This window comes from Qipengyuania xiapuensis, from assembly GCF_019711395.1.
In the GTDB taxonomy this organism is placed as follows: Bacteria; Pseudomonadota; Alphaproteobacteria; order Sphingomonadales; family Sphingomonadaceae; genus Qipengyuania; species Qipengyuania xiapuensis.
This window is the reverse complement of sequence record NZ_JAIGNL010000001.1, coordinates 1,760,674-1,779,609: the sequence shown is the minus strand read 5'-3', so window position 1 is coordinate 1,779,609 and position 18,936 is coordinate 1,760,674. Positions and strand designations below refer to the sequence as shown.

Below are 18,936 nucleotides of genomic sequence, written 5' to 3'. Positions count from 1 at the left end.
GGCGCCCTCGGCGGGCAAGTCCGTGCCCGTGCCGCGCAACCCCCTTAAAGGAGCAAGGCATGAGCGACGACAAACCCGCACGAGAACCTGTCGAGGAGGATGCGCGGATCGACGCGCTGGAGAAGCGGCTCGCAGCCGCCCAGCAGCGTGAAGACCAGCGCAACCAGCCGCGAGGTACCGGCGCCGATGCGAACTATCGTTCCGGCAACCGCGTACTGGCGGATCTTCTCGGCGGAATTCTCGGTGGTACGGTGATTGGCTGGACCGTTGACTGGTTCGCCGGCACTTCGCCCTGGGGTCTGTTGGTCGGCCTGTTCCTCGGAATCGTGGTCGCCTTCAGGAACATTATTCGTGCGGCAAACAAACGCCCCGAGGAATGAACTCCCGCAAGGGGTTTCCGGGGCGTTGTTCTTAGGTTTTAGGGATTAGCAGACGTGGCAGCCGATCAGGCCAAAGTCGACCCGATGAAGCAGTTCGCGATCGAAGCGATCGGCGGAACGCAGGGCTGGGAAATTGCCGGCTTCAACATCGCCTTCACCAACAGTGCGATGTGGATGCTCATCACCACGGTGGTGCTCTTCGTATTCGTGCTTGGCGGCATGAAGCGCGAGCTGGTGCCCGGGCGCTGGCAGATGATGGTGGAGACCTTCACCGGCTTCATCGACAACATGCTGGAAGCGAACATCGGCAAGGAAGGGCGCAAGTACGTCCCCTATGTCTTCAGCCTGTTCATGTTCATCCTGATCGCCAACCTCATCGGCCTCCTGCCGCTGGGTCTCGTCGGCATCCACCCGTTCACTTTCACCAGCCACTTCACCGTGACCGGTGTGCTCGCGATCATCAGCTTCTCGATTGTCCTCATCGTCGGTTTCTGGAAGCACGGCCTGCACTTCTTCAGCCTGTTCGTGCCGCACGGCACGCCGCTGCCGATGGTGCCCGTGATCGCGCCGATCGAGTTCATCTCGTTCATGGTGCGCCCGTTCAGCCTCGCACTGCGTCTCTTCGTGGCAATGATGGCAGGCCACGTGCTGCTCAAGGTTCTCTCCAGCTTCGTGATCGACGGCACCAATGCCGGCGCCGGCTTCGGCGCGCTGGTCGGCCTTCCGAGCTTCCTGCTGATGATCGGTATCAGCGCACTCGAAATCCTGGTGGCAGGCATCCAGGCATATGTCTTTGCCCTGCTTACCTCGCTCTACATCAACGATGCAGAGCACCTTCACTAAGTTTTCAATTCAATTACCTGTTTTCCAAAGGAGTTTGTCATGGAAGTAGAAGCTGCAAAGCTGGTTGGTGCCGGTCTCGCTGCAATCGGTGCCGGCATGGCCGCCATCGGTGTGGGTAACGTCTTCGGTTCGTTCCTCGAAAGCGCACTGCGCAACCCGGGCGCAGCAGACGGCCAGCAGGGCCGCCTGTTCATCGGCTTCGCCGCTGCCGAGCTTCTCGGCCTGCTGGCGTTCGTCGTTGCCATGATCCTGATCTTCGTCGCCTAATCGACGAAATCCATGTTGAGCCGGTCGGGTGATGCCCGGCCGGCCCGCAATTTTCTCGCACCCGCTTTTCGAGAGCTGCAATGCCCCAGATAGCACAGCTTGCCGATACATGGTCCAGCCAGGTCTTCTGGCTGCTGGTCTTCTTCGGCATTACCTTCTTCGTGATCGGCAAGATCATGGTGCCCAAGGTGATGGACACCGTCGCCCAGCGTGACGGCCAGATCGCTGCCGACCTCGCCGCTGCCAAGGCCGCGCGTGACGCTGCCGACGAGCAGGAAGAGGCCTGGCGGGTGAAAGAGAACGAAAACCGCGCTGCCGCGCAGGCGATCGTCGCCAAGGCCAAGGACGAGGCCGCCGCCAAGTCCGAGAAGAAGCTCGCCGCTGCGCAGAAGCGCATCGACAAGAAGCTCGCCGATGCAGAAGCGCGCATCGACGAAGCCCGTACCGAGGCGCTTGCCGAAGTCGAGAACGTCGCTGTCGAAGCCGCTCAGGACATCGTCAAGACGCTCGCCGGCGTCACGGTGACCAAGCCGGTCGCGACCAAGGCTGTGAAGGAGCAGATGGCTCATGGCTAACGCAAACCTTCCTGAAGTGATCGCTACCGACGCGGCGCAGACCGAAGCGGTCATCGATGCCGGTGCGGCAAAGCACGTCGGTCCCGAGCTGTGGGGTCTCGAACCCTACCAGATCGTCTCGGTCGCCATGCTCGTCCTGCTTCTGATCGCTTTCGGCTTCGGTAAGGTCCACAAGACTATCGCCGGTGGCCTCGACAACAAGATCGCCGCGATCAAGGAGCAGCTTGAAGAAGCCAAGCAGCTCCGCGCCGAGGCAGAAGCACTCCGCAAGGAATACGCCGACAAGATCGCTGGTGCCGCGAAGGACGCCGAAGCGATGCTCGAGAACGCTCAGCACGAAGCTGACGCGATCCTCGAGAAGGCAGAGGCCGACAGCAAGGCGATGGTCGAGCGCCGCAAGCGCATGGCTGAAGACAAGATCGCCGCTGCAGAGCGCGAAGCCGTCGAAGACGTGCGCAACCGCGCGGTTGCCGCAGCGACCGGCGCGAGCCGCAAGCTGATCGCTGAAAAGCACGATGCCGAAGCCGACAAGGCCCTGGCCGACAAGGTCATCGCAGGCATCTGATTTCCCCGCTGGATGGGAACGAGAAGGGCGGCCCGCGGGTCGCCCTTTTTCGTGTCAGGGGGTCAGCACGATCTTCCCGACGATCTCGCCGCGCTCCATCGCCGTGAGAGCCTCGCGCCACTGGGCGAGGGGAAGGGTGCGGTCGATATGAGGGGTAATCCGGCCCTCGCTGGCCAGCTTGTCGACCGCCTCGGCAACGCGGCGGCCGCGTTCCGGAAAGCGCCGTGCATATTCGCCCGCGCGAACGCCGACGACCGAGAAGCCCTTGATGAGCGGGATGTTGACCGCGATCTCGGGAATGCGCCCAGCTACGAAGCCCACCACCAGCAGCTTACCGCCGAAGGTCACGCAGCGCGTGCTCTCGTCGAAGACATCGCCGCCAATCGGGTCGAACACGATGTCGCACAGGCGGCCATCGGTGAGGGCGGAGACTTCCTCGCGGAAGCGGCCGGTATTCAGGATTGCGGCGTCGGGTTTGGCGACGCTGCGCAGCGCATCCAGCTTGTCCTCACGGTGGGTAGCCGCGATCACCTTCGCACCGAGCGCGCGGGCGAGATCGCAGGCAGCAAGTCCGACCCCGCCGCTCGCACCATGCACCAGCACGCTCTGGCCTTCCTCGAGACCGCCCAGTTCGACCAGCGCGACATAGGCCGTGTGATAGGCTGCACCCATTGCGGCGGCCTGCGCCATGTCGAGCCCCTCGGGCACCTTTCTCAGCGAGCGGGCGGGTAGCGAAACGTATTTGGCAAAGGCACCGGTCTTGGCTCCCCCCATGACACGGTCTCCCGGCAAGAAGCCGCTTTCCGCGTCCGCCTCGACAACCTCTCCCGCCATCTCCAGTCCGAGCGTGAAAGGCACCTCGGGCTTGAACTGGTAGTCCCCGCGCGTCATCAGCAGGTCGGGATAGTTGAGCGAGGCGGCCGCGACCTTGACAAGTACGTCGCCGTCACCGCGCGCCGGGCGCGGTAGGTCGAGCAATTCCACGCCGGACAGGTCCGGGCTCAGGCGGGTGACGCGAAGAGCCTTCATCGGCTCAGAAATTGTCCTTGGCAGCGCGCAGCGCCGCGAAAGTCTCCGCGGGCGTGGTCCCACCCCAGCGATCGCGCATGTCGGCGCTGTCGGCACGCAGGAAGGGATTGGTGCCGAGTTCTCGCGAGAGGACGGTAGGGACGGTCGGTTCACCCTTGGCGCGTTTCTCCTCGACCCGCGCCGCGTAGAGCTGGAGTTCGGCATTGTCGGGATCGGCATGCAGCGCGAACTTGGCATTCGCCTCGGTATATTCGTGCGCGCAGTAGATCTGCGTGTTCTCGGGCATCTGCCGAAGGCGTTCGAGGCTGTGCCAGAACTGTTCGGGTTTTCCTTCGAACATCCGTCCGCAACCCAGCGCAAAGAGACTGTCGCCCACGAAGGCCGTGTCGGCCTCTGCGATGTGATAGGCTATGTGGCCATTGGTGTGGCCCGAAACGTCGATCACGCGGGCCTTCCAGTCGCCCAGCGAGACGCTGTCGCCATTGCCGACGACGCGGTCGATCGGGGTGAGCTTCTCCACCTCCTGCGGCGCGGTGACCTTGGCGCCGGTAGCCTCGACGATGTCCTTGTTCCCGCCCGCGTGGTCGGGGTGCCAGTGCGTGTTCCAGATCTGGGTGATCGTCCAGCCCTTGGCCTCGGCCTGGCGCAGGTATTCCTTGCCGTCGGGCGTATCGATCGCCGCAGTCTCGCCGCTGTCGGGATCGTGGAGGAGGAATCCGTAATTGTCGGACAGGCAGGGGAACTGGTGAACTTCGAGCATGGGTTTTTGTCTGTCCTATCGCTTCGCTGCTTCAGGACAGAGGCTAGGCCCGCCAGCGCCAAAGGGAAAGGCCCGCCTGCTACTGAGAGCAAGCGGGCCTTCCTGATTACCCTTGAGAAGGGTGGAAGAGCTTAGTCTTCCTTCTTCTTCAGCGCTTCGCCGAGGATGTCGCCGAGCGATGCGCCCGAGTCCGACGAACCGAACTGTGCAACTGCTTCCTTCTCTTCGGCGATCTGACGCGCCTTGATCGAGAAGGTCGGCTTTTTCGAACGGTCGAAACCGGTGACCATGGCGTCAACCTTGGCACCCGGCTGGAAGCGATCCGGACGCTGCTCGTCGCGGTCGCGGCCGAGGTCCGAACGCTTGATGAAGCCGGTTGCGCCATCTTCGCCGACCTGGACTTCGAGGCCGCCATCGCGGACTTCGAGGACGGTGACGGTGACGACCTGGTTCTTGCGCAGGTCGCTCTGTGCGCCGGCTTCGGTCGGAGCGCCCTTTTCGAGCTGCTTCATGCCGAGGCTGATGCGTTCCTTGTCGACGTCGACGTCGAGAACGACGGCTTCGACCTGCTCGCCCTTGCGGTGGAGGGCCAGAGCGTCTTCACCCGAGATGCCCCATGCGATGTCCGACATGTGGACCATGCCGTCGACGTCGCCATCGAGGCCGATGAACAGGCCGAATTCGGTGGCGTTCTTGACTTCGCCTTCGACCTTCGTGCCCACCGGGTGCTTCTCGGCGAACTCTTCCCACGGATTGCGCTGGGCCTGCTTGAGGCCGAGCGAAATGCGGCGCTTCTCGCTGTCCACTTCGAGGACCATGACTTCGACTTCCTGCGAGGTCGAGACGATCTTACCCGGGTGGACGTTCTTCTTGGTCCAGCTCATTTCCGAAACGTGGACCAGGCCTTCGATGCCCGGCTCGATTTCGACGAATGCGCCGTATTCGGTGATGTTGGTGACGGTGCCCGTCAGCTTCATGCCGACCGGGTACTTGGCCGAAACGCCATCCCACGGATCCGATTCCAGCTGCTTCATGCCGAGGCTGATGCGCTGGGTCTCTTCGTTGATGCGGATGATCTGGACGGTCACGGTCTGGCCGATCTCGATCATTTCGCTCGGGTGGTTGACGCGCTTGTAGCTCATGTCGGTGACGTGGAGCAGGCCGTCGATACCGCCGAGGTCGACGAATGCGCCGTAGTCGGTGATGTTCTTGACGACGCCGTCGATCACCTGGCCTTCAGCCAGCTTGTCGATCAGTTCGCTGCGCTGTTCTGCACGGGTCTCTTCGAGGACCGCACGGCGCGAGACGACGATGTTACCGCGGCGGCGGTCCATCTTCAGGATCTGGAAGGGCTGGGCCATGTCCATCAGCGGGGTGACGTCGCGCACGGGGCGGATGTCGACCTGCGAACCGGGCAGGAAGGCCACGGCGCCGTCGAGGTCGACGGTGAAGCCGCCCTTGACGCGGCCGAAGATGCGGCCTTCGACGCGCTTTCCTTCACCGAACTCGCTTTCAAGCTTGTCCCATGCGGCTTCGCGGCGTGCACGGTCGCGCGACAGCATTGCTTCGCCGTCTGCGTTCTCGATGCGGTCGACGAAAACTTCGACTTCCGAGCCGACTTCGAGGCCGTGCTCGTCTTCGCCGCGCATGAATTCCTTGAGGTCGACGCGGCCTTCGCTCTTCAGGCCGACATCGATGTGCGCCATGCCGTTTTCGATGGCGGTGACGGTGCCCTTGACGACGCGGCCTTCGAAGCCGCCGTCATCGGCGCCGCCGAGCTGCTCGTCGAGCATCGCGGCGAAATCGTCGCGGGTGGGGTTGGCTGAGGTTGCCATGAGTTGTGTAGTCCTAAGTTCGTTTTGCTACCGGCCACCGGTTTTACCGGGGTCTTTACCCGTCTCCGCCGCACCATTGCGGTGGCTAACGGGGCAAGAGGGCCGAGTTCTCCGCGAGGCCGGATGCCGCCGCGAAGGTCCATCGAATCCGGGGGATTTGGTGAACGGGCGCGCGCCTAGGCCAAACCCCGCAGGAAAGCAAGGGAAATGGCACTTCGGGCGCGCCCGCATTTTCGGGCCGATCGCCGCCTACCAGGCGTCGTATCCGCTGCGCGAATTATCAACCGAGCACTTGTCGAACCGCGCCTGCAATTTTGCCTCGGTCGAATTGGGGTCGGCCATTGCGTCGCGCCATGCGTCCCACGCCGCTCCGAACGTCGCTGCATCCTTGGTCCTGCCGATCCACCAGAAGGTCTCGAGATCGCGGTCCTGGATCGGGGTCAGGATTGTCGCCTTGTAACCGTGGGCCTTACCCCACTCGTTGAAGTCTTTCACGATGGCCATGTAGGTGCCCATCGAGCAGCCATCCTTCAGCTTCGATCCGATCACGTCCCAATGTTCGGCCTGCGCCGGAGTGGCGGCCAGTCCGATAAGGGCGGCAAGGATAAGGGTCTTCTTCATTGCTTCTCTCCTCATGATGGACAGAGAAGCGCAGCCTGCGCTGTTGCACCGTGCGTTTCGCTGTCATGCAGCGACCCGAGCGCGACCTATTGGCGACCAAGCTGGAAACGGCGGTATCCTGCGCCTTTGCGGCGGTATTGGCAAGTAGCGCGAAAAGGAGGCTAGATCGCCTGCTTCACGGCCTCGATCGCGGCGGCGATGGCCTCTTCCTTGCCGAGCGCGCTGGTGTCGATGACCATTGCATCTTCGGCAGGAATGAGCGGCGCGACCTCACGGTTTCGGTCGCGTTCGTCACGGCGCCGCAGGTCTTCCTGGATCTCTTCCAGCGTCACATCGTCACCGCGGCCGCGCATTTCGAGATAGCGGCGCTGCGCGCGCGCTTCGACGCTGGCGGTGATGAACAGCTTCGCCTCGGCCTCGGGAGCGATGACGGTGCCGATATCGCGGCCGTCGAGGACGGCGCCACCTTCCTGCGTCGCGAAGGCGCGCTGCCTATCGTAGAGCGCCTGGCGGACGGCATTGTGAACCGAGACACGGCTTGCAAGGCCGCCGACTTCCTCGCTGCGGAGGACCGGGTCATCGAGCAGGCTGTCGTCGAAGGCGCAGGCGGCCAGCGCGTCGTCCAGCGAATTGGGCTCTCCGCCGTCACGCGCGCACTGGTATCCCACCGCGCGATAGAGCAGTCCGGTATCGAGATGCGGGAGACCGAAATGCTCGGCCAGCGCCTTGGCAATCGTGCCCTTTCCGCTGGCGGTCGGTCCGTCGACGGCGATGATCATGGTTGGGAGCTCTCAATAAGTGTCCGGCCTGAAGCGGGGGTTGGGTCCGTATTGGTTCGGGCCCTTCTCGCCGGCAGTGAAAACGAAGAACAGGTACATTCCGATCCCGATATAGGGGATGGCAAGGAGGAGGAGCGACCAGGCGCTGAAGCCCGTGTCATGAAGCCTGCGCGCGCTCGCTGCAAGGAAGATGAAAAGTCCCAGCAGCGCGACGACGATCGAGAAAATGTCGGTGCCCACTGCAGCAGCCAGGCCGATCGTCGCGAGGGCGAGGGTGGTGAAAAGCAGGAATTCGCGCCGCGTTGCTCGGCCGTGGAAGTTGAAGAGCAGGTTCTCCCTGCGGATCCGGTCCCAGAAGCGAACGAGCGCCTGCTTCATTGCCCGGAGGTTCTCCGGCGCTCCTTCAGCGCCTTGGCGAGGCCCCAAATCGCAATTGCCGCCCAGAACCCTTCGAGCACCAGGCTCGGCCAGTTGGTGTGGACCAGCAGCGAGACCGTGAGAAGCGCCGCGCCCGTTAGGTTGGTCCCATGGAGGATGAACGGGTTCGGCTCGTCCTTGTGGGTCAGGTAGGCATAGGCCGCGATGATGCAGGCCATGCCGACGAAACCGATCAGGGTGTAGATGTCGAGCTGGTCGGTCACGCGCTTGCTTCCTCGATCAGGTCCATGAAGTTCGGGAAGCTGGTGGCGATGGGCTCGGTGCTGTCGATCTCGACGCCCTCGGCGCTCGCAAGCCCTGCGACCGCCATACTCATGGCAATACGGTGGTCGAGATGGGTGGTGACGGGGCCGCCGCCGGCCAGAGGCTTCCCGCCGCTTCCCTGGATGACGAGGCCGTCATCACGCTCTTCCACTGCGGCGCCTGCCAGCTTCAATGCGGCTGCCATGGCGGCTAGGCGGTCGCTTTCCTTGACGCGAAGTTCTTCGAGGCCGCTGGTGACGGTCGTTCCTTGGGCCATTGCGGCAGCGACGAAGAGCACGGGGAACTCGTCGATCATGCTGGGCGCGATCTCGGGATCGACCTCGATGCCCTTGAGCTGAGCGTGGCGCACACGCAGGTCGGCAACGGGCTCGCCGCCCACTTCGCGGCGGTCAATATACTGGATGTCCGCGCCCATCTGCTCGAGCACGCGGTAGATGCCGTCGCGGGTGGGATTGAGGCCGACATTCTCGATCACGAGGTCGCTGACCGGAACGATACTGGCGGCCACGGCAAAGAATGCCGCCGAGGACGGGTCGCCCGGAACCGTAATGTCGCAAGGTTCGAGGTCGCACGGCCCGGTCACCTTGATGATGCGCTCGCCGTCCGTTTCCTCGACCCGCACCTCGACACCGAAACCGCGCAGCATGCGCTCGGTATGATCGCGGGTCGGGACCGGCTCGATCACCGTGGTCGTTCCCGGCGTGTTGAGACCGGCCAGCAACACCGCGCTCTTCACCTGCGCGGAGGCAACGGGCAGGCGGTAGCTGATCGGGACGGCTGGCTGCATTCCTTCCATGACCAGCGGCAGCGTGCCGCCGGGGGAGGGAGTGAAACTCGCGCCCATTGTCGACAGCGGGTCGATCACGCGGCCCATGGGTCGCTTGGACAGGCTCGCATCGCCCGTGAAAGTCGCCGTGATCCCGTGACTGGCGACGAGGCCCATCAGGAGCCGGGTCGAGGTGCCCGAGTTGCCCATGTCGAGCGCGCCCTCGGGTTGGAGCAGCGTGCCCACGCCGACACCGTCGACGATCCAGTCGTCACCGTCTTTCTCGATGCTTGCACCCATCGCACGCAGGGCAGCGGCGGTGGCGAGCACGTCTTCGCCCTCCAGCAGGCCGGAAATGCGGCTTCGTCCGACAGCGAGCGCGCCGAACATCAGGGCGCGGTGGCTGATCGACTTGTCGCCGGGCACACGAATGCGTCCGGTCAGCGGGCCTCGGGAGGTAAAGCGATGAAGTGTCACGAATGCGTATCCATATGAAGGCCGCGCTTTGACAGCGCACATGGGTTCTGGCAAGGCGCGCGCGCTGTTGATTCCTGCCCAGCAGGTACCCATCAATACAATTACGAATTCACGGCCCTGTCGCACGATGCGCGGGGCGGCAAATCCAAGGATTACACATGGTCAAACCGGAATGGGGCACCAAGCGGACCTGCCCGAACTGCGGCACCCGCTTCTACGATCTTAACAAGGACGATCCCGTCACCTGCATCGAATGCGGTGAAGAGTGGACGCCCGAGCCCGTGCTCAAGTCCAAGCAGCCGATCCTCGCCGAGGAAGAGAAGAAGGACAAGAAGGGCGAAGCCGACAGCGATCTGTCCGGCGACGACGATGACGATCTGGACATCGACATCGACGAAGACGACGATTCGCCCGACAATGAAGTCGATCTTGGCGGTGACGACGACCTCGGTGTCGAAACCAAGTCCAAGGGCGACGACGACGACGCGGACGAAAGCTAATTTAGCTGTTGCATTGCGGCGAGGCCCCTTATATTGGGCGCCTCCCGCAAGGGCGATGCACCTCCCAGGATGCGTCGGTTCGAAAATGGCTCGGGGCCTTAGCTCAGCTGGGAGAGCGCTACAATGGCATTGTAGAGGTCAGCGGTTCGATCCCGCTAGGCTCCACCATTTTCCCGGATTTGATGGTAGCAGGCCGTGGCGACGGCTGCGGCTTGCTTCCACCACACCCGGGATAAAACTTGGGTTTCCATAGGGGTACGCCCCACGCTGGCCGACGAGTTCTCGTCCGCCGGCGTTTTTCGCGTTTATTCGGACCTGATCGGGTTCGGAAGGAGTAGAACAGACATGTTCGACAATCTGTCCGACCGGCTCGGAAACGTCTTTGACAAGCTCAAGGGCCGCGGTGCGCTGACCGAAAGCGACGTGCGCGAGGCCATGCGCGAGGTTCGCATCGCGCTCCTCGAAGCCGATGTCGCGCTCCCCGTCGTCCGCCGCTTCATCGATGCGGTCACCGAGAAAGCGATCGGTTCGGAAGTCCTCAAGTCGGTCACGCCCGGGCAGCAGGTCGTCAAGATCGTCAATGACGAGCTCGTCGAGATGCTCGGCGGCACCGGCGAAGATGCCGAACCGCGCGAACTGAACCTCAACGCCAAGCCCCCGGTCGTCATCATGATGGTCGGCCTGCAGGGCTCGGGTAAGACGACCACGACTGCCAAGCTGGGCAAGCTCCTCAAGGAGAAGCACGGCAAGAAGTCGATGATGGCTTCGCTCGACGTCAATCGTCCGGCTGCGCAGGAACAGCTCAAGGTTCTGGGTGAGCAGGTCGATGTTGCCACCCTGCCGATCGTCCCCGGCCAGCAGCCGGTCGATATCGCGCGCCGCGCGATGGAAGCCGCCAAGCTGCAGGCTGCCGACGTGCTGCTGCTCGACACCGCGGGCCGTCTCCACGTCGACGAAGCACTGATGGCCGAAATGAAGGCGATTTCCACCGTATCGGCACCCACCGAGGTGCTGCTGGTGGTCGACAGCCTGACCGGCCAGGACGCGGTAAACGTCGCGCAGAGCTTTACCGGCGAAGTGCCGCTCACCGGCGTGGTGCTCACCCGCATGGACGGCGATGCACGCGGCGGTGCGGCGCTCTCGATGCGCTATGTCACCGGCAAGCCGGTCAAGTTTGCAGGTACGGGCGAAAAGCTCGACGCGATCGAGGCATTCGATCCTTCGCGCGTTGCCGGCCGTATCCTTGGCATGGGCGATGTCGTCAGCCTCGTCGAGAAGGCTGCCGCCACGATCAAGGAAGAAGAGGCCGAAGCTCTCGCCAAGAAGATGGCGAAGGGCGAGTTCGACCTCGACGACCTGCGCATGCAGCTCAAGCAGATGCAGAACATGGGCGGCCTCGGCGCGCTCGCGGGCATGATGCCGGGCATGAAGAAGGCCAAGGCCGCGATGCAGGCCTCGGGCATGGACGACAAGGTCCTGATCCACATGGACGCGATCATCGGTTCGATGACGCCCAAGGAACGCAAGCGTCCCAAGCTGCTCAACGCGAAGCGCAAGAAGCGCGTGGCAGCAGGGTCAGGCACGCAGGTCCAGGACGTGAACAAGGTGCTCAAGATGCACCAGGAAATGGCCAAGGCCATGAAGCAGATCAAGAAGATGGGCGGCCTCAAGGGTCTCGGCGCGCTGTTCGGCAAGGGCGGCCTCGGCGCCGCGATGCCGGGTCTCGGCGGACCGGGTGGCCCCGGTCCGATGGGCGGCCTTCCTGGTCTTGGAAGCGGCGGGAACGGCCCCTCGGTCGACCCGGACACGCTTCCGCCCGACCTGCGTGACATGTTGAACAAGAAATAATCGAAATTACAGAAATTTACATTCGAAAGGTGAAGTAAAATGGCAGTTGCAATTCGTCTCTCGCGCGGTGGCGCGAAGAAGCGTCCTTACTACCGCATCGTCGTGTCGGATTCGCGCAGCCCGCGTGACGGCAAGTACCTGGAGCAGATCGGCACCTACAACCCGATGCTGCCGAAGGATTCGGGCGAGCGCGTGAAGCTCGACGAAGACCGTGCACGTCACTGGCTGTCGGTCGGCGCGACCCCGTCGGACCGCGTCCACCGCTTCCTCGACGCCGCCGGCATCCTCGAGCGTGCGCCGAAGAACAACCCGAAGAAGGGTGAGCCGGGCGAAGCCGCCAAGGAACGCGCTGAAGAGAAGGCCGCCAAGGCCGCTGAAGCTGAAGAAGCTGCCAAGGCTGCTGAAGAAGAAGCCCAGAACGCTGAAGCTGCTGAAGCCGAAGCTCCGGCTGAAGAAGCAGCTGCTGAAGAAGCTCCGGCCGAAGAAGCTGCAGCTGAAGAAGCACCGGCTGAGGAAGCCGCTGAAGAAGACAAGGGCGAGTAATCTCTCCCATGCAGGACAAGCCCGTCACGCTGGCCGCCGTCACCGGTGCGCATGGCGTGGCGGGCGAAGTCCGTCTGAAGCTGTTCGGGGAGGGGCTTGAGGGCCTCAAACCCCACAAGAGCTTCAATGAGGGCGCACTGACGCTTTCCAAGGTCCGCAGCGACAATAAGGGCGGCGCCATCGCGCGCTTTGCCGAAGTTGCAGACCGCAATGCAGCCGAGGCCCTGCGCGGCACTGTGCTGACCGTCCCCCGCAGCGCGCTTCCCGCGCTCGAAGAGGGCGAATTCTACTATTCCGACCTGCTGGGCCTGCCTGTCGTTACCGATGCCGGTGACGAGGTCGGCCGTGTCTGCGCAGTCGAGAATTTCGGCGCGACCGAGATCGTCGAGATCGAAAAACCTGACGGCAAGAAATTCATGGTCCCGCTGACCGAGCAGGCGGTTCCCGGCTGGGATGCCGAGAAACTGACCCTCAACGCCGATTTCGTCGACTAGCGACGCAGCGGCATCTTCTCGGCGAGCCGGTTGCGGATCGTCGTCGAGGCAATCCCCGCCTGGCCCATCGCCGCGCTGATCTGGTCGAGCCCGACCACCACGTCGCCTGCCGCGAAGAGGCCGGGGACGCTGGTCTCGTAGTGGTCGTCGACCTCGATGCAGTCGCCATCGCTGACCTTGGCGCCGCATTTCCTCGCAAGGCCCGAGCGCACGACCGACCCGAGCGCGGGATACATGGAATCGAACGCCATCCGGCCCTCATCGGTGTCGAACGCGATCCGGTCTCCGTCGATGGCGAAGCCACCGCACGGTCCCTCGACACAGGCGATCCCCGCGTCGTCGAGCGCCTTGCTGCATTGCTCCGAAAGCTCATGCGCGCCCTCGGGCGAGACCAACGTAATGTCATCGGTGAATGTGCGGATGAACTGCGCCTCGGCAGTGCCGTGGTCTCCGGTGCCGATCACCGCGACCTTCCTGTCGGTCACCTCGTAGCCGTCGCAGACGGGGCAATATCGTATGAGACCGCGCGACAAGGCTTCATCGTGCAGTTGGTCCTCGATGCCCTCGGGCCGGTTGTTGACCACGCCGGTGGCCAGCAGGACCGTGCGGGCACGGAAGGTCTCATCGCCGCAGGTGACGGTGAAGCATTCGTCGGGCTTGGCGAGGTCGGTCACCCGCTTCGGCTCGCGCATTGCCCCGTATTTCGCCGCCTGTTCGCGCATGCGTTCGAGCAGCTCGTTCCCGTTGATACCCTCGGGAAAGCCCGCATGATTATGGCTCTTCGGGATCCAGCTGGCGCGGCTGGTGCCGCAGTCGAACAGGCGGATGTCGAGGTGGTAGCGCGCGAGGTAGATCGCAGCGGTTAGGCCTGCCGGGCCTGCGCCCACGATGATGCAATCGTCGATATTCTCGCTCATGCTACCGTGAACGCGCGGGATGGCCAAGCGGTCCTGCCCGCGCTAACCGCTTGGGCCCATGAGCACTTTGAAAGTCGCCATCGTCCAGGCCGCCCCGATACCGCTCGCCATCGGCGACGGGATCGAGAAGGCCGTCCGCCTTGCGCGCGAGGCCGTGGAGGGCGGGGCGCAGCTTGTAGCTTTCGGCGAGACCTTCCTCGGTGGCTATCCGCTGTGGCTCGACGAGGCGCCCGGCGCGGCGCTGTGGGACCATCCCGGCACCAAGGCGCTGCACCGCATCCTGCTCGAACAGGCGGTGGTGGCGAATGACGAGCGACTGCTGCCGCTGCAGGAACTTTGCGACGAGAGCGGCGCAGTCATCAGCATCGGCACGCACGAGCGGGTGCGGCAGAGCCTCTACAACAACCAGATGACTTTCCGGCCCGGACTGCCAGTGCTCGACCACCGCAAGCTCGTGCCCACGCATGGCGAGCGATTGGTCTGGATGCGCGGCGATGGCTCGACGCTGGGTGTGCACCAGGCGGAGTGGGGCAAGGTCGGCTCGCTTATCTGCTGGGAGCACTGGATGCCCTTGGCGCGCGCAGCGATGCACAACCTCGGCGAGAGCGTCCATGTGGCGGCATGGCCCACCGTGCGCGAGGAATATGCGCTCGCCTCGCGGCACTATGCGATGGAAGGCCGCTGCTTCGTGCTGGCGGCAGGGCTGGTGCAGGCAAAGGACGATCTGTTTGACGGGCTTGACCGCGCCGGTGGAGACGCGGCGGCGAAAGACCTGATCGAGGCGATCGAGGGCGAGGCGCTCAATCGCGGCGGCTCGATGATCATCGCACCCGATGCGCGGATCGTCGCGCAGGCAGGTGAGGGAGAAGAGACGCTATTTGCCGATCTCGATCTCGGTGAGATCGGGCAAGGGCTGGCAAGCCTCGATACTGACGGTCACTATTCGCGACCTGATGTGTTCGAATTGAGGATCGATACCGGTGCAAAGGACGGCGTGAGTTGGCGGTAGCTACTAAATTGGTTGAAGCACCTTCGATGGAGCATGGCTGCTACGATTGCGGTCTTTTGGACGGCACGCCAGCCCGTGACTCGCTGGTCGATTTTATGCTGGTCGCGCCTGTCTGGATCATTGCTGCATTCATTGCCTTCCGGGCGTTCCAGCTATTGCGCGAGAAACTGAACGCAAATCGCAGGCGTAGTCAGGACGGTTTCGAATGACCTTCTCCGCCACCATCCTCACCCTTTACCCCGAGATGTTTCCCGGGCCGCTGGGCGTGTCGCTTGCGGGCAAGGCGCTCGATCGGGGGGACTGGTCTTGCGAGACCGTCCAGATCCGCGATTTTGCCACGGACAAGCATCGCACGGTCGATGATACGCCGGCTGGCGGTGGGGCGGGCATGGTGCTCAAGGCCGATGTCCTTGGCCCCGCTATCGAAAGCGTGGGCGAGGGCAGGCCGATCCTCGCCATGACCCCGCGCGGCAGGCCGATCAGCCAGGCGCGTATTCGCGAGATCGCGGCCGGGCCCGGCGTCGCCATCCTTTGCGGACGTTTCGAGGGCTTCGACGAGCGGATTTTCGAGCATTATCCGCAGATCGAGGAGGTGAGCCTTGCCGATATCGTCCTGTCGGGCGGAGAGACTGCCGCGCTGGCCATACTCGACGCTTGCATTCGGCTGCTTCCCGGAGTAATGGGCGCGCCCGATAGCGGAGTCGAGGAGTCCTACGAGAACGGGCTCATCGAATATCCGCAATACACCCGACCTCAGGAATGGGAAGGGCGCACGATCCCTGAAGTGCTGCGATCGGGGGATCATGCGAAGATCGCTGCTTGGCGCAAGGCAAGGAGCGAGGAAGACACTCGGTTACGCAGGCCGGACCTTTGGGATCGCTATAGTGGCGATCGGGACCAGTCTGCCTCTGGCGCGCGGCGAAAAGATTAGGGAATTGGTTCGATGAACCTCATTCAGCAGCTCGAAGCGGAAGCTATCGAGAACCTCGGTAAGGACGTTCCGGAATTTCGTGCCGGCGACACCGTTCGTGTCGGCGTGAAGGTCAAGGAAGGCAACCGCGAGCGTATTCAGAATTTCGAAGGCGTTGTCATTGCCCGCTCGAACCGCGGCATGGGCAGCAACTTCACTGTCCGCAAGCTTTCGTTCGGTGAAGGCGTGGAGCGTGTGTTCCCGCTGTACTCGCCGATCGTCGACAGCATCACCGTAGTCCGCCGCGGCGTGGTGCGTCGTGCGAAGCTCTACTACCTGCGCGGCCGCACCGGCAAGCGCGCGCGTATCGCGGAACGCCGCGACAACGCGCCCAAGGCGTAAGCTTCTCGCAACAGCGAAAAATCGAAGGGCGGTCCTCACGGGCCGCCCTTTTCGATTCCGCGTTTCGAATATCTGGAAGCTAGCCCAGAACGAAATAAGGGCGGCGTTCCTGAAAACGCCGCCCCAAGCCCGAAACGAAATAAGGGCGGCGTTCCTGAAAACGCCGCCCTTGTCACGTGGGGATCATGATAGGGCCGGAATTGGCCCGCTCTTGATGCCTCGGGGAAGCCTGTGAGCCGGAAAGGGCCTCCCGTTGACAAGACATGTTCTGGCAGCCGCTTCTTAAGAGGATTTAAGGAAGCGCACTTAACCCGAAATTAGGCATAAAAACTTTTGCGACCATGCTCCGTCTTGCAATCGGGGCGAGGCATTGCGAGGACGCGGCGACACGATTTTCGGGAGAGAACATGAAATCGCTTCGTCTCGCCGCTGCCCTCGCGCTCGGTACCAGCCTCGTCTCGCCGGCCATGGCAGACCATCACGCAAATTCGCAGGAGACTGCCGCCATGGACCTTACCTTCGAGCGCGTTTTCGCATCGCCCGATCTCGACGGGCCGAGCCCGCGCCAGGCGAAGCTTTCGCCCGATGGCCGCTACCTCACTGTCCTGCGCAACCGCAAAGAGGATCTCTCGCGTTATGACCTCTGGGCATACGACCGCGAGACGAGCGAATGGTCGATGCTGGTCGACAGCGAAGCGCTGGGCACGGGCCGCGAGCTGTCCGAGGACGAGAAGATGCAGCGCGAACGTGCGCGCGTCGGCAGCCTCAAGGGCATCATCTCCTACCAGTGGACCTCCGACGGTACCGGCGTACTCGTCCCGCTCGACGGCGATCTCTACCTCGCGCGGATCGACGGTGATGTGGTGCGGCTGACCGATACCGAGGAAAGCGAACTCAACCCCTCGCTGTCGAATAAGGGCAAGTATGTCTCCTTCGTCCGCGACCGCCAGCTGTGGGTTGGCGAAGTCGGCGGCGAGGCTACCCCGATCACGCCCAAGGAAGGCGACACGATCCGCTGGGGTGAGGCCGAGTTCGTCGCGCAGGAGGAAATGAGCCGTCTCACCGGATATTGGTGGGGACCCAATGATCAGCGGATCGCTGTCCAGCGGACCGATGAGAGCCCCGTGGGCATCGTCACCCGCGCCGCCATCGGGGCTACGGGGACAAAGGTCTTCGATCAGCGCTATCCGGTGGCCGGATCGGACAACGCGATTGTTGAGCTGTTCCTGATGGACCCGGATGGCAGCAACCGTGTGAAGGTCGATCTCGGCGAGAACACCGATATCTATGTGGCCCGTGTCGATTGGGCTCCGGACGATTACCTCTATGTCCAGCGTCAGAACCGCGAGCAGACTATCCTCGAGATGCTCAAGGTTGATCCTGCGACGGGTGCAAGCGAAGTGATTTTCACCGAGAATGCTGCGGTCGACGACTACTGGATCAATCTATCCGACAACTACAAATTTCTGAATAATGGCTCGCTGATCTGGTGGTCGGAACGAGATGGCTATGGCCACCTCTATCTCCTCAAGGACGATAAGTGGCACCAATTGACCAGCGGCTCGTGGGTGGTCACCAAACTACTCGGCTACAATTCCGATGCTGGGCGACTCTACTTTCAAGCCAATGCTGACGGGGTGTTGGAGCAGCACATCTACGCTCTGGACATGTCCTGCGACCCACACTGCGTCGAACGACTGACCGAAGTGGGCTACACCCACTCTGCCAGCATGGACGGCAAGGGCCAGACGCTCCTGATTTCGCGCTCCAACGACGATACTCCGCCGCAGAGCTATATCGCCGATGCGACCGGCAAGCGTCTTGCGTGGATCGAGGAGAACGCGCTCGACGGCGACCATCCCTATGCGCCGTTCCTCGCCAGCCACCGGCCGACGAAATACGGCACCATCCCCGCAGAAGACGGCACGCCGCTCTACTGGGAGATGATCACGCCCGAGATGGAGCCGGGCAAGAAGTACCCGGTCTATTTCTACCACTACGGCGGGCCGGGTCCGCAGATCGTCAACAAGGGCTGGAACGGCGCGCTGCGTCAGGCGATCGTCGACAAGGGCTACATCTGGTTCGCGCTCGACAATCGCGGCAGCGCCAATCGCGGCGTGGCTTTCGAACAGCCGATCTACCGCGCCATGGGCGGGGTCGAGGTGCGCGACCAGAAGGCGGGTGCCGAATACCTCAAGACGCTCGATTTCGTCGATCCGGACAAGATCGCGATCGATGGCTGGTCCTATGGCGGATACTTGACGTTGAAGCAGCTGCAGGCCGATCCGGGGCTTTACGCGGCCGGCATCTCGGGCGCTCCCGTGACCAAGTGGGAGCTCTACGACACCCACTATACCGAGCGTTTCATGGGCACGCCGCAGGATGACGCGGAAGCCTACGAGAAGGCCTCCGCCATCCCCGATGCGACCAGGATCGTCGATCCGCTGCTGCTGATCCACGGCATGGCCGACGACAATGTGGTGTTCGAGAATGCGACCGAGATCATCTCGGTCATGCAGGAAGCGAACGTGCCCTTCGAGATGATGCTCTATCCCGGCTACACGCACCGCGTGTCGGGCGAGCAGATTTCGCCGCACCGCTACAACACCGTGTTCCGCTTCCTCGAAAGCCACGGTGTGACCCCGCCGGAGTGACGCTTTAGCGCCCGCAATCGAATGTGCGCTTGCGGGCGCGGCGGCAATCGCTATCTCGGC

23 protein-coding genes and 1 tRNA gene are annotated in these 18,936 nt (G+C 63.2%); 15 read left to right on the top strand and 9 right to left on the bottom strand.

The annotated features are described in order from the left end of the window. Nucleotides 1–59 precede the first annotated feature (59 nt). The 5 genes from K3163_RS09010 (at nucleotide 60) to K3163_RS08990 (ending at nucleotide 2,630) form a co-directional block, all read left to right on the top strand. Nucleotides 60–380 carry an AtpZ/AtpI family protein gene (locus K3163_RS09010; RefSeq protein WP_221428223.1) on the top strand — a complete coding sequence of 107 codons (321 nt, stop codon included), beginning with the start codon at nucleotides 60–62 and terminating at the stop codon, nucleotides 378–380. A 54-nt stretch (nucleotides 381–434) separates the two neighbouring features. Beyond that, complete coding sequence (locus K3163_RS09005; RefSeq protein WP_315900250.1) at nucleotides 435–1,223, top strand: F0F1 ATP synthase subunit A; 789 nt, start codon at nucleotides 435–437, stop codon at nucleotides 1,221–1,223. 39 nt (nucleotides 1,224–1,262) lie between these two features. Beyond that, complete coding sequence (locus tag K3163_RS09000) at nucleotides 1,263–1,490, top strand: F0F1 ATP synthase subunit C (protein WP_040964046.1); 228 nt, start codon at nucleotides 1,263–1,265, stop codon at nucleotides 1,488–1,490. Nucleotides 1,491–1,570: 80 nt separating this feature from the next. Beyond that, nucleotides 1,571–2,065, top strand: a complete 495-nt coding sequence (locus K3163_RS08995) for a F0F1 ATP synthase subunit B family protein (RefSeq protein ID WP_221428224.1) — start codon at nucleotides 1,571–1,573, stop codon at nucleotides 2,063–2,065. After that, entirely contained in the window at nucleotides 2,058–2,630 is a 573-nt protein-coding gene (locus K3163_RS08990) for a F0F1 ATP synthase subunit B family protein (protein WP_221553881.1), read from the top strand. Before K3163_RS08995 ends, K3163_RS08990 begins: the two co-directional genes overlap by 8 nt. Nucleotides 2,631–2,684: 54 nt before the next feature. Here K3163_RS08990 and K3163_RS08985 read toward each other — a convergent pair whose 3' ends face one another. The 8 genes from K3163_RS08985 to aroA all read right to left on the bottom strand — a co-directional run bounded on the left by K3163_RS08985 (nucleotide 2,685) and on the right by aroA (nucleotide 9,641). Then, a complete protein-coding gene (locus K3163_RS08985) occupies nucleotides 2,685–3,659 on the bottom strand; it encodes an NADPH:quinone oxidoreductase family protein (protein WP_221553880.1) in 975 nt (324 codons plus the stop codon). Between the two features lie 4 nt (nucleotides 3,660–3,663). Then, the gene (gene gloB / locus K3163_RS08980; protein ID WP_221553879.1) at nucleotides 3,664–4,419 is read right to left on the bottom strand and encodes a hydroxyacylglutathione hydrolase; all 756 of its coding nucleotides are present in this window, start codon (nucleotides 4,417–4,419) and stop codon (nucleotides 3,664–3,666) included. 131 nt (nucleotides 4,420–4,550) lie between these two features. Next, nucleotides 4,551–6,254, bottom strand: a complete 1,704-nt coding sequence (gene rpsA, locus K3163_RS08975; RefSeq protein WP_221428228.1) for a 30S ribosomal protein S1 — start codon at nucleotides 6,252–6,254, stop codon at nucleotides 4,551–4,553. Nucleotides 6,255–6,503: 249 nt separating this feature from the next. Continuing rightward, nucleotides 6,504–6,875, bottom strand: a complete 372-nt coding sequence (locus tag K3163_RS08970; RefSeq protein WP_221428229.1) for a hypothetical protein — start codon at nucleotides 6,873–6,875, stop codon at nucleotides 6,504–6,506. Between the two features lie 161 nt (nucleotides 6,876–7,036). After that, on the bottom strand, nucleotides 7,037–7,654 hold the full coding sequence (locus K3163_RS08965; protein ID WP_221553878.1) for a (d)CMP kinase: 618 nt from the start codon (nucleotides 7,652–7,654) through the stop codon (nucleotides 7,037–7,039). Between the two features lie 12 nt (nucleotides 7,655–7,666). After that, nucleotides 7,667–8,032, bottom strand: coding sequence for a DUF805 domain-containing protein (locus K3163_RS08960; RefSeq protein ID WP_221553877.1), 366 nt, complete (start codon nucleotides 8,030–8,032; stop codon nucleotides 7,667–7,669). Further along, nucleotides 8,029–8,295: a CBU_0592 family membrane protein gene (locus K3163_RS08955; protein WP_345719718.1), complete on the bottom strand. Its 267-nt coding sequence runs from the start codon at nucleotides 8,293–8,295 to the stop codon at nucleotides 8,029–8,031. Before K3163_RS08955 ends, K3163_RS08960 begins: the two co-directional genes overlap by 4 nt. Beyond that, the gene (gene aroA, locus K3163_RS08950) at nucleotides 8,292–9,641 is read right to left on the bottom strand and encodes a 3-phosphoshikimate 1-carboxyvinyltransferase (RefSeq protein WP_221553876.1); all 1,350 of its coding nucleotides are present in this window, start codon (nucleotides 9,639–9,641) and stop codon (nucleotides 8,292–8,294) included. The genes K3163_RS08955 and aroA overlap by 4 nt, the downstream gene beginning before the upstream one ends. 116 nt (nucleotides 9,642–9,757) lie before the next feature. On the opposite strand from aroA, the gene K3163_RS08945 reads away from it, so the two are divergent. From K3163_RS08945 to rimM, 5 genes are all read left to right on the top strand, one after another. After that, on the top strand, nucleotides 9,758–10,099 hold the full coding sequence (locus K3163_RS08945) for a TIGR02300 family protein (RefSeq protein WP_221428233.1): 342 nt from the start codon (nucleotides 9,758–9,760) through the stop codon (nucleotides 10,097–10,099). A gap of 92 nt (nucleotides 10,100–10,191) precedes the next feature. Continuing rightward, a tRNA-Ala gene (locus K3163_RS08940) sits at nucleotides 10,192–10,267 on the top strand. A gap of 177 nt (nucleotides 10,268–10,444) precedes the next feature. Then, nucleotides 10,445–11,947, top strand: coding sequence for a signal recognition particle protein (gene ffh / locus K3163_RS08935; protein WP_221428234.1), 1,503 nt, complete (start codon nucleotides 10,445–10,447; stop codon nucleotides 11,945–11,947). A gap of 39 nt (nucleotides 11,948–11,986) precedes the next feature. Further along, nucleotides 11,987–12,490 (top strand): 30S ribosomal protein S16, encoded by a 504-nt coding sequence (gene rpsP / locus K3163_RS08930; protein ID WP_221553875.1) that lies wholly within the window; start codon nucleotides 11,987–11,989, stop codon nucleotides 12,488–12,490. An 8-nt stretch (nucleotides 12,491–12,498) separates the two neighbouring features. Beyond that, nucleotides 12,499–12,984, top strand: a complete 486-nt coding sequence (rimM, locus tag K3163_RS08925; RefSeq protein WP_221428236.1) for a ribosome maturation factor RimM — start codon at nucleotides 12,499–12,501, stop codon at nucleotides 12,982–12,984. On the opposite strand, the gene K3163_RS08920 is transcribed toward rimM, so the two are convergent. Beyond that, entirely contained in the window at nucleotides 12,981–13,901 is a 921-nt protein-coding gene (locus K3163_RS08920) for an NAD(P)/FAD-dependent oxidoreductase (RefSeq protein WP_221553874.1), read from the bottom strand. The genes rimM and K3163_RS08920 overlap by 4 nt on opposite strands. A 58-nt stretch (nucleotides 13,902–13,959) precedes the next feature. Between K3163_RS08920 and K3163_RS08915 the strand changes: the two genes are divergently transcribed. The 5 genes from K3163_RS08915 (at nucleotide 13,960) to K3163_RS08895 (ending at nucleotide 18,876) form a co-directional block, all read left to right on the top strand. Further along, nucleotides 13,960–14,910 carry a carbon-nitrogen hydrolase family protein gene (locus tag K3163_RS08915; RefSeq protein ID WP_221553873.1) on the top strand — a complete coding sequence of 317 codons (951 nt, stop codon included), beginning with the start codon at nucleotides 13,960–13,962 and terminating at the stop codon, nucleotides 14,908–14,910. Nucleotides 14,911–14,918: 8 nt separating this feature from the next. Then, nucleotides 14,919–15,119: a hypothetical protein gene (locus K3163_RS08910; RefSeq protein WP_221553872.1), complete on the top strand. Its 201-nt coding sequence runs from the start codon at nucleotides 14,919–14,921 to the stop codon at nucleotides 15,117–15,119. Beyond that, nucleotides 15,116–15,841, top strand: a complete 726-nt coding sequence (gene trmD / locus K3163_RS08905; RefSeq protein ID WP_221553871.1) for a tRNA (guanosine(37)-N1)-methyltransferase TrmD — start codon at nucleotides 15,116–15,118, stop codon at nucleotides 15,839–15,841. Before K3163_RS08910 ends, trmD begins: the two co-directional genes overlap by 4 nt. Nucleotides 15,842–15,853: 12 nt before the next feature. Then, a complete protein-coding gene (gene rplS / locus K3163_RS08900) occupies nucleotides 15,854–16,222 on the top strand; it encodes a 50S ribosomal protein L19 (RefSeq protein ID WP_247712499.1) in 369 nt (122 codons plus the stop codon). Between the two features lie 407 nt (nucleotides 16,223–16,629). Further along, nucleotides 16,630–18,876 carry a S9 family peptidase gene (locus K3163_RS08895; protein ID WP_221553870.1) on the top strand — a complete coding sequence of 749 codons (2,247 nt, stop codon included), beginning with the start codon at nucleotides 16,630–16,632 and terminating at the stop codon, nucleotides 18,874–18,876. Nucleotides 18,877–18,936 lie beyond the last annotated feature (60 nt).

Excerpts from the sequence above, each read along its gene's own strand:
- ffh (WP_221428234.1), top strand. The coding sequence starts at position 10,445 with ATGTTCGACAATCTGTCCGACCGGCTCGGAAACGTCTTTGACAAGCTC.
- K3163_RS09000 (WP_040964046.1), top strand. The coding sequence starts at position 1,263 with ATGGAAGTAGAAGCTGCAAAGCTGGTTGGTGCCGGTCTCGCTGCAATC.
- rimM (WP_221428236.1), top strand. The coding sequence starts at position 12,499 with ATGCAGGACAAGCCCGTCACGCTGGCCGCCGTCACCGGTGCGCATGGC.
- aroA (WP_221553876.1), bottom strand. The coding sequence starts at position 9,641 with ATGTGCGCTGTCAAAGCGCGGCCTTCATATGGATACGCATTCGTGACA.
- K3163_RS08970 (WP_221428229.1), bottom strand. The coding sequence starts at position 6,875 with ATGAAGAAGACCCTTATCCTTGCCGCCCTTATCGGACTGGCCGCCACT.
- rplS (WP_247712499.1), top strand. The coding sequence starts at position 15,854 with ATGAACCTCATTCAGCAGCTCGAAGCGGAAGCTATCGAGAACCTCGGT.
- K3163_RS08990 (WP_221553881.1), top strand. The coding sequence starts at position 2,058 with ATGGCTAACGCAAACCTTCCTGAAGTGATCGCTACCGACGCGGCGCAG.
- gloB (WP_221553879.1), bottom strand. The coding sequence starts at position 4,419 with ATGCTCGAAGTTCACCAGTTCCCCTGCCTGTCCGACAATTACGGATTC.
- K3163_RS08960 (WP_221553877.1), bottom strand. The coding sequence starts at position 8,032 with ATGAAGCAGGCGCTCGTTCGCTTCTGGGACCGGATCCGCAGGGAGAAC.
- trmD (WP_221553871.1), top strand. The coding sequence starts at position 15,116 with ATGACCTTCTCCGCCACCATCCTCACCCTTTACCCCGAGATGTTTCCC.
- K3163_RS08920 (WP_221553874.1), bottom strand. The coding sequence starts at position 13,901 with ATGAGCGAGAATATCGACGATTGCATCATCGTGGGCGCAGGCCCGGCA.
- K3163_RS08985 (WP_221553880.1), bottom strand. The coding sequence starts at position 3,659 with ATGAAGGCTCTTCGCGTCACCCGCCTGAGCCCGGACCTGTCCGGCGTG.
- K3163_RS08995 (WP_221428224.1), top strand. The coding sequence starts at position 1,571 with ATGCCCCAGATAGCACAGCTTGCCGATACATGGTCCAGCCAGGTCTTC.
- rpsP (WP_221553875.1), top strand. The coding sequence starts at position 11,987 with ATGGCAGTTGCAATTCGTCTCTCGCGCGGTGGCGCGAAGAAGCGTCCT.
- K3163_RS09010 (WP_221428223.1), top strand. The coding sequence starts at position 60 with ATGAGCGACGACAAACCCGCACGAGAACCTGTCGAGGAGGATGCGCGG.
- K3163_RS08945 (WP_221428233.1), top strand. The coding sequence starts at position 9,758 with ATGGTCAAACCGGAATGGGGCACCAAGCGGACCTGCCCGAACTGCGGC.
- rpsA (WP_221428228.1), bottom strand. The coding sequence starts at position 6,254 with ATGGCAACCTCAGCCAACCCCACCCGCGACGATTTCGCCGCGATGCTC.
- K3163_RS08915 (WP_221553873.1), top strand. The coding sequence starts at position 13,960 with ATGAGCACTTTGAAAGTCGCCATCGTCCAGGCCGCCCCGATACCGCTC.
- K3163_RS08965 (WP_221553878.1), bottom strand. The coding sequence starts at position 7,654 with ATGATCATCGCCGTCGACGGACCGACCGCCAGCGGAAAGGGCACGATT.
- K3163_RS08895 (WP_221553870.1), top strand. The coding sequence starts at position 16,630 with ATGAAATCGCTTCGTCTCGCCGCTGCCCTCGCGCTCGGTACCAGCCTC.